This is a genomic window from Pseudomonas sp. GW822-FHT07A10 (genome assembly GCF_058798795.1).
In genome coordinates this window covers 1-16133 of record NZ_JBXAKV010000001.1, presented here as the reverse complement: position 1 = coordinate 16133, position 16133 = coordinate 1, and the positions used below count along the sequence as shown (strand labels likewise).

Genomic DNA, 16133 nt, shown 5'->3' with positions numbered 1-16133 from the left:
GGCTGCATGCGAATCCCGCCCCTCGTGGCGGGATTCGTCGTTTTTCACCCTCGGAAAAACGGCTATCTGTGGATATGCCGTCTATATTCCTTCTGGCCGCATGCGTCAGACATCGGCTGTTTGCCCTCGCTTCTTTTATGAAGAACTGTGTGGAGAGCACTGCCATGAGCCCGCCTGACGAGCACAACGACTTCAGTCGCCGCCGCGTACTGCAAGGTCTTTCGGCAGGCGCCATCGGTGCCTGGATCAGTCCGCTAACCGCAGGGAGTAAAACCATGCCCGACACCCCCGCCGACCTGATTCTGTACAACGGACGCCTGCACACCGTCGACCGCAAGAAACCCCAGGCCAGCGCCGTCGCGATCAAGGACGGGCGCTTTGTGGTGGTCGGCAGCGATGCCCAGGCCATGGCCCTGCAAGGCCCCGGCACACAAATCGTTGACCTGCATGGCCGCACAGTGATTCCCGGCCTCAACGACTCCCACTTGCACCTGATTCGTGGCGGCCTCAATTACAACCTTGAACTGCGCTGGGAAGGCGTGCCGTCCCTGGCTGATGCCCTGCGTATGCTCAAGGATCAGGCCGACCGCACCCCTACCCCGCAATGGGTGCGGGTGGTCGGTGGCTGGAATGAATTCCAGTTTGCCGAAAAACGCATGCCGACCCTTGAAGATCTGAACAAAGCCGCGCCGGACACTCCAGTGTTCGTCCTGCACCTCTACGACCGCGCCCTGCTCAACCGTGCCGCACTGAAAGTGGTCGGCTACACCCGCGACACGCCGAACCCGCCGGGCGGCGAGATCCAGCGCGATGCCAATGGCGACCCCACCGGCATGCTGATCGCCCGCCCGAACGCAATGATCCTCTACTCGACCCTGGCCAAGGGGCCGAAGCTGCCACTGGAATATCAGGTCAACTCGACCCGCCAGTTCATGCGCGAACTCAATCGACTGGGTCTCACCAGCGCCATCGATGCCGGCGGCGGTTATCAGAATTACCCGGACGACTATCAAGTCATCCAGCAATTGGCCAGAGACAAACAGCTCACGGTGCGCATTGCCTACAACCTGTTCACCCAGAAACCCAAGGAAGAACTGACCGACTTCAAGAACTGGACCAGCACCTCCCATTACGGCCAGGGCGATGACTTCCTGCGGCACAACGGCGCCGGCGAGATGCTGGTGTTCTCGGCAGCGGATTTCGAAGACTTTCTCGAACCGCGCCCGGACCTGCCGCAAACCATGGAGCAGGAGCTGGAACCGGTGGTGCGGCATCTGGTGGAGCAGCGCTGGCCCTTCCGTTTGCACGCCACCTACAACGAATCCATCAGCCGCATGCTCGACGTGTTCGAGAAGGTCAACCGGGATATTCCATTCAACGGTTTGCCATGGTTCTTCGATCACGCCGAAACCATCACCCCCCGGAACATCGAACGGGTCAAGGCGTTGGGCGGGGGCATTGCCATTCAGGATCGCATGGCGTTCCAGGGCGAGTACTTCGTCGACCGTTACGGTGCCAAGGCGGCCGAAGCCACGCCACCGATCGCGCGCATGCTCGCCGAGGGCGTTCCAGTGGGCGCCGGCACCGATGCCACGCGCGTCTCCAGCTACAACCCCTGGACATCGCTGTACTGGCTGGTCAGCGGCCGTACCGTCGGCGGATTAGCCCTGTCTCCACAAGGCTTGAGCCGCGATACGGCGCTGGAACTCTTCACCCACGGCAGCGCCTGGTTTTCCTCCGAACAAGGCAAGAAAGGCCAGATCAAGGTTGGGCAACTGGCGGACCTGATTGCGCTGTCGGCGGACTACTTTCACATCGAAGACGAAGCCATAAAGTGGATCGAGTCGGTGCTGACCATTGTCGACGGCAAGATCGTCCACGGTAGCGTCGAGTTCGAAAAACTGGGGCCACCGCCAATCCCGGTGGTGCCTGAGTGGTCGCCGGTGGTGAATGTACCGGGGCACTGGAAACCCCTGGCGCCAATGACCGCGCAAGTGCATCAGTGTGTGGGCGCTTGCGCGGTGCATGCCCACAGCCATGAACGGGCGCGGTTGTCGTCGGCGCCGGTCAGTGACTTTCAAGGGTTCTGGGGGGCGTTTGGCTGTTCGTGTTTTGCGTTTTGAAAAGAGAAAAGATCGTCCGAAGGCTCGGGCCGCGTTCGGACGATCTTTTGATTTTTAGCCTCTGCAACACTCGCTGACACAAGCTTGATCTCGATCAGTTGCCCTCCCCCCCACACTCTCTACTATCGCTCTTCCATCGAAGGCCAAGGACGGCTCATCGGGAGCCTGCGGCCGATCATTCTCAAGGAAGAGTCAATCATGCGGTCATTGAAAATCATTCTGCTGGCATCGGCGTTCAACGGCCTGACCCAGCGGGCCTGGCTGGACTTGCGTCAGGCCGGCCACTCGCCCAGCGTGGTGCTGTTCACCGATGAAGACTCGGTGTGCGAACAGATCGAACACTCCGGCGCCGATCTGGTGATCTGCCCGTTTCTCAAGGATCGGGTACCGCAGCAACTGTGGAGCAACCTCAAGCGCCCTGTGGTGATCATTCATCCGGGCATCGTCGGCGACCGTGGCGCCAGTGCGCTGGACTGGGCGATCACCCGTGAACTCAGCCGTTGGGGCGTGACAGCTTTGCAAGCGGTGGAGGAAATGGACGCCGGGCCGGTCTGGGCCACTTGTGAATTCAACCTGCCCCAGGGTCTGCGCAAATCCGAGTTGTACAACGGGCGCGTCAGCGACGCGGCAATCACCTGTATCCGCGAAGTCGTGGAAAAGTTTATCGACGGTTTCGAGCCAGTGCCTTTGGACTACAGCCAACGCCATGTGATTGGCCGCTTGCAGCCGAACATGAAGCAAGCTGACCGGATCTTCAGCTGGCACGACAACGCGCACTTCATCAAACGCAGCATCGACGCCGCCGACGGTCAGCCCGGCGTATTGGCCAGCCTGGCCGGCGGTCAGTATTACCTGTATGACGCTCATCTGGATTCGCGCAGCGGCACGCCGGGGGAGATTCTCGCGGTGCACGACGATGCGGTGCTGGTCGCGACTGGTGATCACAGCCTGTGGATCGGTTCGCTGCGACGCAAACCCCGGCCCGATGAAGAAACCTTCAAGCGTCCGGCCCGGCATGTGCTCGCCGAACAGCTTGCGCAAGTCCCGACCCTTGATTGGTCGATCACCTCTCAGCCGTTTAACAACGAAAGCTATCAACCGATCCGCTATCGCGAGTCGGGGCATGTCGGCGAGCTGACCTTCGAGTTTTACAACGGCGCCATGAGCACCGAACAGTGCCAACGACTGGTGGAGGCCCTGCGCTGGGCCAAGTCCCGGGACACCCAAGTGCTGCTGCTCAAGGGTGGACGCGGCAGTTTCTCCAACGGCGTGCACCTCAATGTGATCCAGGCCGCAGCGGTTCCGGGGCTGGAAGCCTGGGCCAATATTCAGGCGATCGACGACGTCTGCCAGGAACTGCTCGGCGCCCGGCAACTGGTGGTCAGCGGCCTGACCGGCAATGCCGGGGCCGGTGGCGTGATGCTGGCGCTGGCTGCCGATATTGTTTTCGCCCGCTCCGACATCGTGCTCAACCCCCATTACAAAACCATGGGCCTGTACGGCTCCGAATACTGGACCTACAGCCTGCCCCGCGCCGTCGGCACGGCGATGGCGGAAAAACTCACCGAAGACTGTCTGCCGATCAGCGCCGTCCAGGCCTTGCAGTTAGGCATGGTCCAGGAAATCGGTCCGCGCTGCCCGGACGAGTTTGGCCTGTGGCTGTTGCAGCGCGCCAATGGAGCGTTGAGTGATCCGGCGTACCAAGCGGTGCGTGAGCGTAAAAACCGGTTCGATACTCAATTGATGCAGCACTGCCGCAATGCCGAGCTGGAAGAAATGCACCAGGACATGGTGCAAAACCGTAAACAGTTCGCCGAGAAGTGCCGTAATTTTGTGCTTAAGCGCAAGGCGTGTGGCACGCCGCAGCGGTTGGTGGCCGATTGGGCGGTGGTGAAGGAGATTGAGTTGGCGGACTGATTGTTTGGCACGAGGTGATCAGGCCGGACAGTGAACTCTGTGGCGAGGGAGCTTGGGGCCGCTTCGCGCCCCAGTGGGAGCAAGCTCCCTCGCCACAGACGGTATCGGAAGACCATGGCTGCTCTTACAATGCCCGCACCTCCCACATCGGCCTGCCCATGGACATCGACCTCGCCCGCACCTTTCTGGAAATTGTCCGCCACGGCAGCCTGGCCGCGGCGGCTGAAAAGCTGCACGTCACCCAGACCGCGATCACTGCCCGGGTGCAGAAGCTCGAAAGTCAGCTGGGCAGCACGCTGTTTGTGCGCAATCGCGCCGGCGCGCGCCTGACGCCGAACGGCGAGGCTTTTGTGGTTTACGCCAATCAACTGGTGCAGACCTGGGAAGCCGCACGCCGGGACTTGCCGCTGCCCGAGGGCTACCGCGACGTGCTGCACATCGGTGGCGAGGTCAGCCTGTGCAACCCGTTGATGCTCAGTTGGGCCGGGGAACTGCGCGAGAAGATTCCCAGCCACGCCCTGCGCATGGAAATCCGCGACGGCGAAAACCTGCTGCGCCAACTGGAGTTGGGGGTGCTGGATGCGGCGCTGGTCTATCAGCCCGAGTACTGGCCACGCCTGCAAGTTGAGCAGGTGCTGGAAGAAAAACTGATCCTGGTACGCTTGGCCGGAAAACCCGATCCTTACGTGTATATCGACTGGGGCCCGGATTTCCGTCGTCAGCACGATGCGGCGCTGCCGGAAAAAGCCAAGGCAGCCCTGAGCTTCAACCTCGGCCCGCTGGCCTTGCAATACATCCTGGAAAACGGCGGCAGCGGCTATTTCCGCACCCGGGTGGTCCAGAGTTACCTGGAAAACGGCTTGCTGGAACAAGTGCCCAAAGCTCCGGAGTTCAGTTACCCGACCTATCTGGTTTACTCCCGGGACCGCGACTCGGCGACTCTGCAACGGGCGTTCGACTTGCTGCGGGAAGTGATCAAGACGGACGACGACTGGTCCCAGCGCTGGAACCCGCTGACCTGACACCATACGGGCGTCTCGCACCGGAGCATGGCGCTTGTGTCCTCAAGGTTCGGCCTGCCTGTGCGGCGGGATCGGCTAATCTGCTGGTTATAACAATAACCACAGGTGAACCCAGTGAGGCAGACCACCGAAGCGTTCCGCGCGCGCTACCGTGCCGATATTCATCCGCTCTACAACCCTTGGTTGCACGGCGCTTTTGTGTTGCTGTTCGGGTTGCTGGCCATCGGTGGGTTCTGGAGCACGGTGCATCAGGTGCAACCGCTGGAATGGCTGGCGGTGCCGCTGACCCTGTTGTTCTTCAACTTCGGCGTGTACGTCGTGCATCGGCATCTGGGGCACCACAAAAAGAGCCTGGCGCGGATGTTCTACGCCCGTCACGCCGGTGACCATCACAGCTTTTTCACCCCCGGCCACATGACCTACGACAGCGCCCGGGACTGGCGGGTGATTCTGTTTCCAGCCTGGCTGATCGTGTTGCACACCCTCGTCATCACGGGGCCTGCCTGGTGGTTGCTGGCTCAGTTCAATAGCAACGTCGCGGGGCTGTTTGGCGGCTGCATGGTGCTCGGTTACCTGACCTACGAGGTGTTCCATGCCTGCGAGCATCTACCGCCCGGCAACCCGGTGACGCGTTTGCCGTGGATCCGCCAGATGCGCCGTCTGCATGAGCTACATCACCGTCGTGAGCTGATGCAGGAACGCAATTTCAATATCGTGTTGCCCCTGATGGACTACCTGTTCGGCACCCTCTACTGGGAACCGGAGCAAGCGCCCCCGCACCTGACGAGAACGTCCATGACCCGTATGCGGCATGTGATCGACATCGCTGGAAACCCAGTGGCTGTGCTCGCCTACGCCAGCACCGTGACCCATTGGCCGCAGTGGCATCCGTCCTCCCTCAAGGTCGACGGGCAGAACGGGCCGTTGTATGCCGGAGCACGGTTCGAGGAAGACATTCGGGCCGGCGGGCGTGAGGGGCATTTGAGCTGGGAAGTCGACGAATACCTGCCCGGACGCCGCTGGAGGGCTCGGGCCCGAGGCAGTCATGGTCTGTCGTTGATGGTGACTTACGAGTGTGAGGTTGAGGGCGATGACACACGGTTTGTCCGCACTCTGGAATACAGCTTCAGCGGCCTGGCAATGCGCATTGCCAATCGTCTGGTGCTCAAGCGGCGCATCGAGCGCGAATCGGCGGTGTCGATGCTGGCGTTACGCGAGATGGCGCAAAAACATCTGGCCCTGACAGGAGTCAGCGCATGAAAAGACCCCTCAAGTTTCGGCATTGGTTGCTGCTGCTGATCATCGTGATCAGCGCCTTGCTGTTTTTATTGCCGACCAAGGTTCAACCGGTAGCCTGGACACCACCCACGGCGCCCTCCCTCGTCGATGGCATCTACGCCGACAATCAGCGACTCAAAGGCGTGAAAAGGGTCGGTGCTGCTGACATCGACGGCCCTGAGGCGTTGCTGCTGGAGAAAGACGTCCTTATCACCGGCCTGCATGACGGCCGGTTGATTCGCACCAGCCTCGACGGCAAAGCCACCCAGGTGCTGGCCGATACCGGCGGCAGGCCGCTGGGCCTGGCGCGGCACCCCAATGGTTTGTTGGTGATCGCCGACGGGGTCAAAGGTTTGCTGTCGCTCGACGCTCAGGGCCGGTTGATTCCATTGACCACCACGGCCAACAACCTGCCCTTCGGGTTTACCAATGACGTGGCCATCGACAAGCCCGGGCATTACGCCTACTTCAGCGACTCCTCCAGCCGTTGGGGCTACGGCAAGGACGGAGAGGCGATCATCGAGCACGGTGGCGACGGCCGTTTGCTGCGTTATAACTTCCAGACCGGCAATACGGCGGTCCTGCTGGACAAACTGGAGTTCGCCAACGGCGTGACTCTGGGGCCTGACGACGCGTTTGTGCTGGTCAATGAAACTGGCGCCTATCGCATCAGCCGCTATTGGCTGACCGGGCCGAAAGCCGGCACCCACGATCTGTTCATCGACAATTTGCCGGGGCTACCGGACAACCTGGCATTCAATGGCCGCGACCGTTTCTGGGTGGCGCTGTACGCACCGCGCAATGCACTGCTCGACACCACGGCGCCTTACCCTCTGGTACGCAAAATGATCGTGCGGGCGATGACTATTCTGCCCAAGCCCCTGGAGAAACGAGCCTTCGTCCTGGGACTGGACCTCGACGGCAAAGTGATTGCCAATCTGCAGGATGCCAGCAGCGGCAACTACTCCCCCATCACCACCGTGCGCGAGTATGGGGACTGGTTGTATCTGGGGTCGCTGAAAGCGCGGCACATGGCGCGGTTGCCGTTGAGCACGGCGTTGAAATAGAGGGTGTCATCAAAAGATCGCAGCCTTCGGCAGCTCCTACACGGGATAGCGTTCATCCACGAAGTAGCGGCGAACACTGAATCTGTAGGAGCTATCGAAGGCTGCGATTTTTTGATTTTGCATCAATGCGGATCCCGTATTGATCCCCCCGTTCCAATTGTTCAGTCACCGGTCGTCGGTGATTCTGCACAGCGTCTCAGGACGGCGTCTTAAGTCGCTCAGCGATCTTGTCCTTGACCTGCACACGCTTCTCCTTGAGCTTCTTCAGTACCTCATCGCTGGGCGCATCCGATTGTGCGGACTCGGCCTTCACCACCTCTGCGTCCGCCTGGGTGTACTTGTTGAGCAGTGAATCCAGTAACGGATCCTTGGTGCGTTTTTGCTGGATCTCTTCCTTCGTGCAGCGCAAGTCCTGGTAAAGGTCATGGGTCACCGGCATGGAACACCTCCGTTTGTTAATCGGTGGCAAACGTGATCGATGGCGTTCGCCAATTATCAGAATGGCCTCGCTTACCCGGTTCTGTCGACCGTCTATCAGACCAGCGGTGTCCGTTCGTCGTCCTGTCGCAAACGCGATATCCCCTTGCCCGAGCGCCTGGAAAGCCCCCCTTGAATCAACCACCGAGTACCGTACGAACCATTCGCGTCAGCGCCTCGGGACCATAAGGTTTGCTCAGCAGATAAGTGTCGGAGCTGAGTTGGTGATCGCGCGTAATGATGTCGCGGGTGTGTCCGGAGGTAAACAACACCGCCACCGGAGGGTTTTGCACCTTGGCCCAGGCGGCCAGGTCCGAGCTTTTGATCAAGCCGGGCATGACCACGTCGGTAAAGATCAGGTCCACTGTCGCACCGTCGAGCAACATCTGCATCGCCAGGTCACCGTTGGCCGCGGTCAGGACCTGATAGCCCTCTTCGCACAACAAGTCCACGGCCGAACTGCGCACCGCTTCGTTGTCCTCGACCACCAGAATGGTTTCATGCCCGCCCCGGTGCTGCGGAGCATGGCGCATTGTTTCGTCAGGCAACGGGCGCAAGCTGCGAGGGAAATACAGCTGCACCCGAGTGCCCCGCCCGACGACGCTGGAAATCTCGATATGCCCGCCGCTCTGTTTGACGAACCCGAACACCATACTCAAACCCAGGCCGGTGCCTTGACCATCAGCCTTGGTGGTGAAAAACGGCTCGAAGGCCTGTGCAAGCACTTGCGGCGGCATGCCGACGCCCGAGTCCGCCACCGTCACGCAGACATAATCGCCAGCGACGATGCCCTTGCCGGCGCAAAACTTGCGGTCGAGGACGATGTTCTCTGCGCTGAGGGCAATGGTCCCCTCGCCGTTCATGGCATCTCGGGCGTTGATCGCAAGGTTGAGAATGGCGTTTTCCAGTTGATTGCAGTCCACGTAGAAGTGCCATGGATCGTCAGGTGCGGACACCTTGATCTGGATCGTCTCTCCCAGCGCGCGCTGCAATAATTCCCCGAGGTCTTCGAAGATCTGCCGTGGGTCGCATACGGCCGGTGACAACGGCTGACGTCGGGCAAAGGCGAGTAATTGCGAAGACAATTTGGCCCCGCGCTCGACTGCGGCAATTGAGGCGCCGACCCGGCGCTGCACGTTGGCGTTATCCGGCTCATGACGCGCCAGCAAGTGCAGGTTGCCGGCGATCACCTGTAACAGGTTGTTGAAGTCATGGGCCACCCCGCCGGTGAGACCGCCAATGGCTTCGAGTTTCTGTGATTGACGCAGCTGCTCTTCGGCCGCCAGCCGCGCCTCGACTTCTTCAGCGACTCGTTGCTCCAGGTTGCGGGTGAACTTGAGCAAGGACTCTTCGGCAATCTTGCGTTCGTGGATGTCGATCAACACCCCGGGAAAGCGCAACGCTTCACCTTGTTCATTGAACTCGCAACACCCGCTGGCGAGCACCCACAGGTAACTGCCATCGGGACGCAGGACCCGATATTCGGCGTTATAGGGCACGCCGGTTTCCACCGACTGATTCATCCGCTCCCGGGCCCAGCTGCGATCATCGGGATGGATCTGCATTTGGGCGATGGCCGGTGGCAGGTTGGCCAGGTCCTGGCCTGGCGGATAGGAAAACGTGCGGGCGAATCGCTCGTCGCCCGACAGCACATCAGCCTTGATGTCCCAGACAAACGAGCCGAGCAAAGCCCCGGCATTGAGGGCCAGGCGAACCCTTTCATTGTCGGCACGGTAGGCGTCTTCGGCTTCCTGGCGTCGACGTTCGGAAATCACATGGTCAGTGGTTTCGACCACTATTGCCATGACCCCGGCGGGACACCCGTCATCATCGGCGACCGGGCTGTAGTAAAGGTCCATCCAGACGTCTTCGGGAACGCCGTCGCGCAGCAATACCAGGGCTTTGTTGTGATAGGACAAGGTGCCGCCCGCAAGGCAGGTGTCCACCACATGCCGATTGAATTCGGCGACCTCCGGCCAGCCCAACTCCACCGGGGAGCCCAGCAGGTAAGGATGGCGGCCACCGGCAAATCTTGAGTAGGCGTCGTTATAGATCATGTAACCGGGGCGGCCCCACAGCATCACCATCGGCAGCGGTGAAGCGAGCAGTAACTGCACCGCGCTGCACAGACTCCCGGGCCAGGTGTCGATGCGCCCGAGTTCGGTCAGGCTCCAGTCGAACGCGCGAATGCGTTCGGCCATTTCGCCGCTCCAACCGGTACAACCGTGGCTATTGTCTAGAAACTGCATCGACTGGCCTATGCCTTGTGAATGACATGTTTTCAGGCAGTGCAACAGCATGAGGAGACGGTGCCTGCCCGTTTGTTTCGAGCACTGCCGACGCCAATGGTTTCATTGAGGTATAGCTGATTCTCGACCGGCCCCTGCGGCAAGCTGCTCCTGCACAGGTGACATATCCACCACCAAGGCTCAGTGGAAATCCCGACTGCGCACATGAATACCGTCGAGCAATGAACTCAGGTCGCTCAAGCGTCCGGCAATCAGGTGCCGCACCTCGCCCACCTTTTCCCAGCGCCCGTCGACCTTGAGCAATTGCGAGCCGACCAATACCTGCCGTTGCCGTTCGGCCAGATCTCGCCAGACCACCACGTTGACGTTGCCGAATTCGTCTTCAAGGGTCACGAAGGTCACACCGCTGGCGGTTCCCGGACGCTGCCGACCGGTGACCAGCCCGGCGACGCTGACCGGACGCCCATGCTCGACCATCAGCAATTCCCTGGAGCTGCGACAGCGCCGGGCCTTGAGTTCCCCCCGCAGCAACGCCAGCGGATGCGGGCCGAGGGTGGTGCCGACACTGGCGTAATCGGCTTGCAGGTCCTCGCCCACGGTGGGTTTGGGCAGATCCACCGCCGGCTCTTCCTGACTCGGCAGACCGGCAAACAAACCGAGCTGCTTCTGCACCCCCGCCACCTCCCAGCGCGCCCGATGCCGATCACCGGCCAGCCCGCGCAGCGCACCGGCATCGGCCAGTTGCTCCTGGGCGCGAGCATCGAGTCGTGCCCGCTCGCCGAGGTCGGCGATGTCGGCAAACGCCCCTTTCGACCTTGCTATCTCGATGCGCCGGGCATCGTCTTCGCGAAAGCCCTTGATCATCCGCAGCCCCATGCGTATCGCCGGCTGCGCGCCGGTGATCGGTTCCAGGCTGCAATCCCAGTCACTGGCCCGCACGTCCACCGGGCGAATCTGCAAATGATGGCGGCGGGCGTCCTGGAGAATCTGGTCCGGGCTGTAGAACCCCATCGGCCAGCTGTTGATCAGCGCACAGGCAAAAGCCGCCGGCTCGTGGCATTTCAACCAGCAACTGGCGTAGGTCAGCAAGGCGAAACTGGCGGCGTGGGATTCGGGAAAACCGTAATCGCCGAAGCCTTTGATCTGCTCGAAGATCTGCGCGGCGAACTCCGCCGTGTAGCCGTTTTTCTTCATACCGTCCGCCAAACGTTCCTTGTGCGGTTCCAGTCCGCCATGGCGTTTCCAGGCCGCCATGGAGCGACGTAACTGATCGGCCTCGCCGGGGCTGTAGTCGGCGGCGACAATCGCGATCTGCATCACCTGTTCCTGGAACAGCGGCACGCCCAGCGTACGCTTGAGCACCGCTTCAAGTTCTTTCGACGGGTATTTCACCTCTTCTTCGCCCTTACGCCGCCGCAGGTAGGGATGCACCATCCCGCCCTGAATCGGCCCCGGACGAACGATCGCCACCTCGATCACCAGATCGTAGAAGTTCTTGGGCTTGAGCCTGGGCAACATCGACATCTGTGCCCGGGACTCGATCTGGAACACCCCGATGGTGTCCGCATGGCCAATCATCTCGTAGGTTTGCGGGTCTTCGGCCGGCACCGTCGCCAGGCTCAGGTCGCGGCCTCGGTGCCGACGCAGCAGATCGAAACAACGGCGAATCGCGCTGAGCATGCCCAGCGCCAGAATATCGACCTTGAGCAGCCCGACCGCATCCAGATCGTCCTTGTCCCACTGGATGATGGTGCGCTCGGCCATGGCGGCGTTTTCCACCGGCACCAGGCTGTCCAGAGGCTGCTCGGAAATCACGAAACCGCCAGGGTGCTGGGACAGGTGCCGGGGGAAACCGATCAACTGTTGGGTCAGGCTCAGCACTCGGCGCAACACCGGGCTATCGGGATCGAAACCACCCTCACGCAGACGCTCGACGGGCGGCGCCTGATTACTCCAGTGGCCGCAACAGTCGGCCAGGGCGTTGACCTGATCCGGCGGCAAACCCAACGCCTTGGCCACGTCGCGGATTGCGCCGGCACCGTGGTAAGTGCTGACCACCGCCGTCAGCGCCGCACGGGCCCGGCCATAACGCTGAAACACATACTGCAGGACTTCTTCGCGCCGCTCGTGCTCGAAATCCACGTCGATATCCGGCGGTTCGTTGCGCTCCCTGGAGAGAAAGCGCTCGAACAGCAGCGTGCTGCGATCCGGGTCGATCTCCGTGATCCCCAGCACGAAGCACACCGCCGAGTTGGCGGCAGAACCGCGGCCCTGGCAAAGGATGTGTTGCTGGCGGGCGAAATTCACAATGTCGTGAACCGTCAGGAAATAACTCTCGTACCCCAGCTCGGCAATCAGCTCCAGTTCTTTGTCGATCTGCGCCAACACCTCGGCCTTGGGGCTTTTTTCCCAGCGCCAGCGAATCCCCTTTTCTGCCAGTACCCGCAACCAGGACGTGGCCGTGTGCCCCTCGGGCACCAGTTCCCGGGGATATTGATAACGCAACTGACCGAGGTCGAAAGTACAGCGCCGGGTGATGTTCAGCGTCTCGTCGAGCAGCGCCTGTGGGTAGAGATCGCGCAAGTCGTCGAGGCTGCGCAAATGCCGTTCGCCATTGGGGTGCAGACGCAACCCGGCCTCGGCCACGGGAACGTGATGGCGGATTGCGGTCATGGTGTCCTGCAAGGCGCGCCGGCCGCGGGCGTGCATATGCACATCGCCGCTGGCCACCGCCGGGATCCGCAGTTCCCGCGCCAGGGTCAGCAGTGCCGCCAGTCGCCGGGTGTCGTCCTGCCCGCGATGTAACTGAACGCTCAGCCACAGGCGCTCGGCGAAGCTCTGCTTCAGCCAATGGCCCTGCGCAAAATCATCGACGGCGTCCGGCGCCCACAACGCCAACAGCCCCGGCAACGGCTCGCTGAAATCCTCCCGCAGCACCTGATACTGGCCTTTCTGTGTGCGGCGTCTGGCGCGGGTAATCAGTCGGCACAGGGCTTGATAACCCTCGAGGTTTTCCACCAGCAGCACCAGTTTCGGGCCATTTTCGATACGTATTTCGCTGCCGATGATCAGCGGCAACTCCACGGTCTTGGCCGCCTGCCAGGCACGGACGATACCCGCCAGGGTGCATTCGTCGGTGATCGCCAGCGCCTGATAGCCCTGCTTTTTCGCCCGTTGAAAAAGCTCAAGCGCACTGGAGGCACCGCGCTGGAAACTGAAGTTGGACAGGCAGTGCAGCTCGGCATAGTCGACGCTCATGCGAACCAGCCTTGCAGCCACAACGGACCGTCTTCGCCCACCGCCCGATAGGCCCAGCCCTGCTGACCGGAACGGGTTTCGATCAGGTAGTAATCGCGGCGCACGTCGTCGCCGTCCCACCAGCCGGACTCGATGCGCTCCGGCCCCATGAGGATGCGCGTCGAGCTTTCGTGTACCGCCTGCGGTTCAGTCAGCAACCAGCCCGGGCGTTGCACGGCAGGCAGCCCCTCGCAGGCCTGGCTGTCGACAGTGGTCTGCCACGCGCATTCCGGGCGGTGATCAGCCTGGAAGCGCAAGCCCTGCACCGCGTCATCCCCCAGCCGTGCGCGCAAGCGTTCACGCAGTTGCTCCCAAGGCAAGGACTGCTGCGGACGGTCGTCGAACAGTTCCTGATACTGGGGCACGAAGGCGGGTAGATCTTCGGCGCGCAGACGAAAACCGCGCACCGGGGCTTCGACCTGAACCTGTTCCAGCCGCCCTCGGGCCAGTTCGAACAGCATCGCCGGATCGCGCTCGGCGCTGAGCAGGCCGACCTTGATCACGGTGTCCGGCAAGCCGGCGTGTTCCAGGTGCAAGTCGAAACGTTGCACGCCGCTGTCCCGGCCGCAGAGGAACGCCGACAGATCGCCGGTCAATCGTCTTAAAGGAAACAACAATGCCTGATGGGATTGCACATCGAAGTTGAGCTCGATGCGCACATCGAAACGGTCCGGCGGCAGGTAAAACGCCAGCGCCAGCCGCCGCTCACCGAACAGGCTGTCCAGATGCTTGAGCACCTGGGCCTCGAAACGCCGGGCCAGGCTATGCCGCGGTAGCGCCTGCACCTGACTCAAGGTGCGCAGCCCCATGCGCGATAACGCTGTAGCAACGCTGGGCTCCAGGGCAATGCGATCGACGGGCAGTTGCCCGAGGTGATGCTGCAAGGCTTGATTGTCCGGCACCACCAGACCGTCATAAACGTTGGCCAGCACCCGCGCCGCCACCGGGTTGGGCGCGGCGACAATCCGATGGCGAAACCCCAGCTCAGCGAGCTCGGCGCGCAGCCGCGCCTCGAACTGCGGCCAAGGGCCGAACAAGCCCAGGCTGGATTCGATTTCAAACACCACGGCACGCGGGTAATGCACGCTGACCTGGGAGCTGAACCGATAGGCCCAGGCGGCCAGGAACTGCTGCCAATGTTCGATTTCGGCGGCATCGTATTCGGCGGTGACGAACCCTTTGCTCAGCGCCTGGGCGGCGGTCATCGACTGACCGGGTCGCAAACCCAGCGCCCGCGCCGCACCGTTGACCGCCTGCAGCACCCGCCGCTGGGCCGGGCCGGTCAGCAGCGCCAACGGCTCATCGGGGTCGGGGCGCTGACGCAGTACCGCGTCCAGCGCCAATTGCGGGAAGACAATGCACACCCAGCGCATGGCAACCTCAATGCCCCACGGCAAAGGCAATCGGCGCCGAACGGGCCAGCCCGCCCCGGCACTTGAGCACCCGCAACTGAGCAGGCTTGGCGTCGATGGCGATGCGCAGGGCCGCTGGCGACGGGTTGATGGCTTCACTGAGCGAGCGATAGGCGAACGCCAGGGTCTGCCCGGTTTCGGCCGCCACCTGCAAACGTCGCAACGCCCGGTCATCGGCCTTGTGCGGCCAGCACAACACCGCCCCGCAACTGCCCGAACGCAGGCATTGTTCCGCCGCCCACAGCGCATCGCGCTCGCTGGCCTGGATGATCGACAACTGGCGCAGATCGACCCCGGCGTTCTGCCAGGCCTGGGGATACGGCACGTAAGGCGGCGCCACCAGCACGATGCGCTCGCCCGCCGCCGACAGCCGTGCCAGCGTCGGCCACACCAGTTGCAACTCACCCACGCCCTGCCCGGCCAGGAGGATTTCGCTCAGCGCCGCTTCCGGCCAGCCACCGCTCGGCAACGCCGCATCCAGCGCCGCATGCCCCGTGGGTTGCGGGCTGACGGCCGGTGGCGCAGGTCGGCCCTTCCAGACCTGGCCGCCATTGAACAGCGTATCCAGCGCAACGACGGCGCCCATCACCCTTGCCTCACCAGACCACAGAACACGCCTTCGATGGCCAGCTCCTGATCGGCTCGAACAATGATCGGCTGGTAAGCCGGATTGCGCGGCAACAGGCGAACGGCATCGCCGACCCGCTCGAAACGCTTGATGGTGACTTCGCCGTCGAGCCGCGCCACCACGATCTGGCCGTTGAGCGCTTCGGGATTGCGCCGCACGCCCACCAGATCGCCGTCGAGAATGCCGTCCTCGATCATCGAATCGCCCTGGACCCGCAGCATGTAGTCAGGCACCCGCGAGAAGATCGACGGATCGAGCAGCAAGCGCTTGTGGACCTCGGCATCAGCCCCTATCGGCGCACCGGCCGCCACGCGGCCCAGTACCGGAACGTCCAGCAGCTCGGGCCGCGGCGGCTGGTTCAACAAGCGGATACCGCGCGCCTGATGCGGATTGACCTCGATGAAACCCGCCTCGGTCAGCGCCAGCACGTGCTTGCGCGCCACGCTACGGGAGGCGAAACCGAAGGCCTCGCTGATTTCAGCGAGGCTCGGGGGCTGACCGTGTTCGGCGATGCGATCGCGGATGAAGGTCAGGATGGCGGTACGGCGGGGAGTTAAAGTCGTCATGGAGTACATTTGTACTCTTTCGGCTTTTTCCTGGCAAGGACTTGTAGGAGCTGTCGAGTGAAACGAGGCTGCGATCTTTAAGGACAAGATCAAAAGA

The 16133-nt window shown here is 62.1% G+C and carries 11 protein-coding genes; 5 read left to right on the top strand and 6 right to left on the bottom strand.

Annotation, left to right across the window (positions count from 1 at the left end; genetic code table 11):
* Positions 1–275 precede the first annotated feature (275 nt).
* The 5 genes from AC1RL4_RS00055 to AC1RL4_RS00035 all read left to right on the top strand — a co-directional run bounded on the left by AC1RL4_RS00055 (position 276) and on the right by AC1RL4_RS00035 (position 7407).
* The gene (locus AC1RL4_RS00055; protein ID WP_028940961.1) at positions 276–2123 is read left to right on the top strand and encodes an amidohydrolase; all 1848 of its coding nucleotides are present in this window, start codon (positions 276–278) and stop codon (positions 2121–2123) included.
* A gap of 198 nt (positions 2124–2321) precedes the next feature.
* On the top strand, positions 2322–4040 hold the full coding sequence (locus AC1RL4_RS00050; protein WP_230172075.1) for a hydrogenase maturation protein: 1719 nt from the start codon (positions 2322–2324) through the stop codon (positions 4038–4040).
* A 158-nt stretch (positions 4041–4198) separates the two neighbouring features.
* Positions 4199–5062, top strand: a complete 864-nt coding sequence (locus tag AC1RL4_RS00045) for a LysR family transcriptional regulator (RefSeq protein ID WP_007941771.1) — start codon at positions 4199–4201, stop codon at positions 5060–5062.
* A 114-nt stretch (positions 5063–5176) separates the two neighbouring features.
* Positions 5177–6322 carry an SRPBCC family protein gene (locus tag AC1RL4_RS00040; RefSeq protein WP_230172074.1) on the top strand — a complete coding sequence of 382 codons (1146 nt, stop codon included), beginning with the start codon at positions 5177–5179 and terminating at the stop codon, positions 6320–6322.
* Entirely contained in the window at positions 6319–7407 is a 1089-nt protein-coding gene (locus AC1RL4_RS00035) for an SMP-30/gluconolactonase/LRE family protein (protein WP_230172073.1), read from the top strand. The genes AC1RL4_RS00040 and AC1RL4_RS00035 overlap by 4 nt, the downstream gene beginning before the upstream one ends.
* 196 nt (positions 7408–7603) lie before the next feature.
* Here AC1RL4_RS00035 and AC1RL4_RS00030 read toward each other — a convergent pair whose 3' ends face one another.
* The 6 genes from AC1RL4_RS00030 to lexA form a co-directional block, all read right to left on the bottom strand.
* Complete coding sequence (locus AC1RL4_RS00030) at positions 7604–7846, bottom strand: DUF465 domain-containing protein (protein ID WP_018927630.1); 243 nt, start codon at positions 7844–7846, stop codon at positions 7604–7606.
* Positions 7847–8021: 175 nt separating this feature from the next.
* Positions 8022–10085 carry a hybrid sensor histidine kinase/response regulator gene (locus AC1RL4_RS00025; RefSeq protein ID WP_230172072.1) on the bottom strand — a complete coding sequence of 688 codons (2064 nt, stop codon included), beginning with the start codon at positions 10083–10085 and terminating at the stop codon, positions 8022–8024.
* Between the two features lie 228 nt (positions 10086–10313).
* Positions 10314–13412, bottom strand: a complete 3099-nt coding sequence (locus AC1RL4_RS00020) for an error-prone DNA polymerase (RefSeq protein ID WP_196808787.1) — start codon at positions 13410–13412, stop codon at positions 10314–10316.
* Entirely contained in the window at positions 13388–14803 is a 1416-nt protein-coding gene (locus AC1RL4_RS00015) for a Y-family DNA polymerase (protein WP_230172071.1), read from the bottom strand. Before AC1RL4_RS00015 ends, AC1RL4_RS00020 begins: the two co-directional genes overlap by 25 nt.
* A gap of 7 nt (positions 14804–14810) precedes the next feature.
* Complete coding sequence (gene imuA, locus AC1RL4_RS00010) at positions 14811–15428, bottom strand: translesion DNA synthesis-associated protein ImuA (RefSeq protein ID WP_019578465.1); 618 nt, start codon at positions 15426–15428, stop codon at positions 14811–14813.
* Positions 15428–16045 carry a transcriptional repressor LexA gene (gene lexA / locus AC1RL4_RS00005; RefSeq protein ID WP_019578464.1) on the bottom strand — a complete coding sequence of 206 codons (618 nt, stop codon included), beginning with the start codon at positions 16043–16045 and terminating at the stop codon, positions 15428–15430. The genes imuA and lexA overlap by 1 nt, the downstream gene beginning before the upstream one ends.
* Positions 16046–16133 lie beyond the last annotated feature (88 nt).

Coding starts and splice junctions, on each gene's coding strand:
- AC1RL4_RS00055 (WP_028940961.1), top strand. CDS start 276: ATGCCCGACACCCCCGCCGACCTGATTCTGTACAACGGACGCCTGCAC.
- AC1RL4_RS00050 (WP_230172075.1), top strand. CDS start 2,322: ATGCGGTCATTGAAAATCATTCTGCTGGCATCGGCGTTCAACGGCCTG.
- AC1RL4_RS00045 (WP_007941771.1), top strand. CDS start 4,199: ATGGACATCGACCTCGCCCGCACCTTTCTGGAAATTGTCCGCCACGGC.
- AC1RL4_RS00035 (WP_230172073.1), top strand. CDS start 6,319: ATGAAAAGACCCCTCAAGTTTCGGCATTGGTTGCTGCTGCTGATCATC.
- AC1RL4_RS00030 (WP_018927630.1), bottom strand. CDS start 7,846: ATGCCGGTGACCCATGACCTTTACCAGGACTTGCGCTGCACGAAGGAA.
- AC1RL4_RS00025 (WP_230172072.1), bottom strand. CDS start 10,085: ATGGCCGAACGCATTCGCGCGTTCGACTGGAGCCTGACCGAACTCGGG.
- AC1RL4_RS00015 (WP_230172071.1), bottom strand. CDS start 14,803: ATGCGCTGGGTGTGCATTGTCTTCCCGCAATTGGCGCTGGACGCGGTA.
- imuA (WP_019578465.1), bottom strand. CDS start 15,428: ATGGGCGCCGTCGTTGCGCTGGATACGCTGTTCAATGGCGGCCAGGTC.
- lexA (WP_019578464.1), bottom strand. CDS start 16,045: ATGTACTCCATGACGACTTTAACTCCCCGCCGTACCGCCATCCTGACC.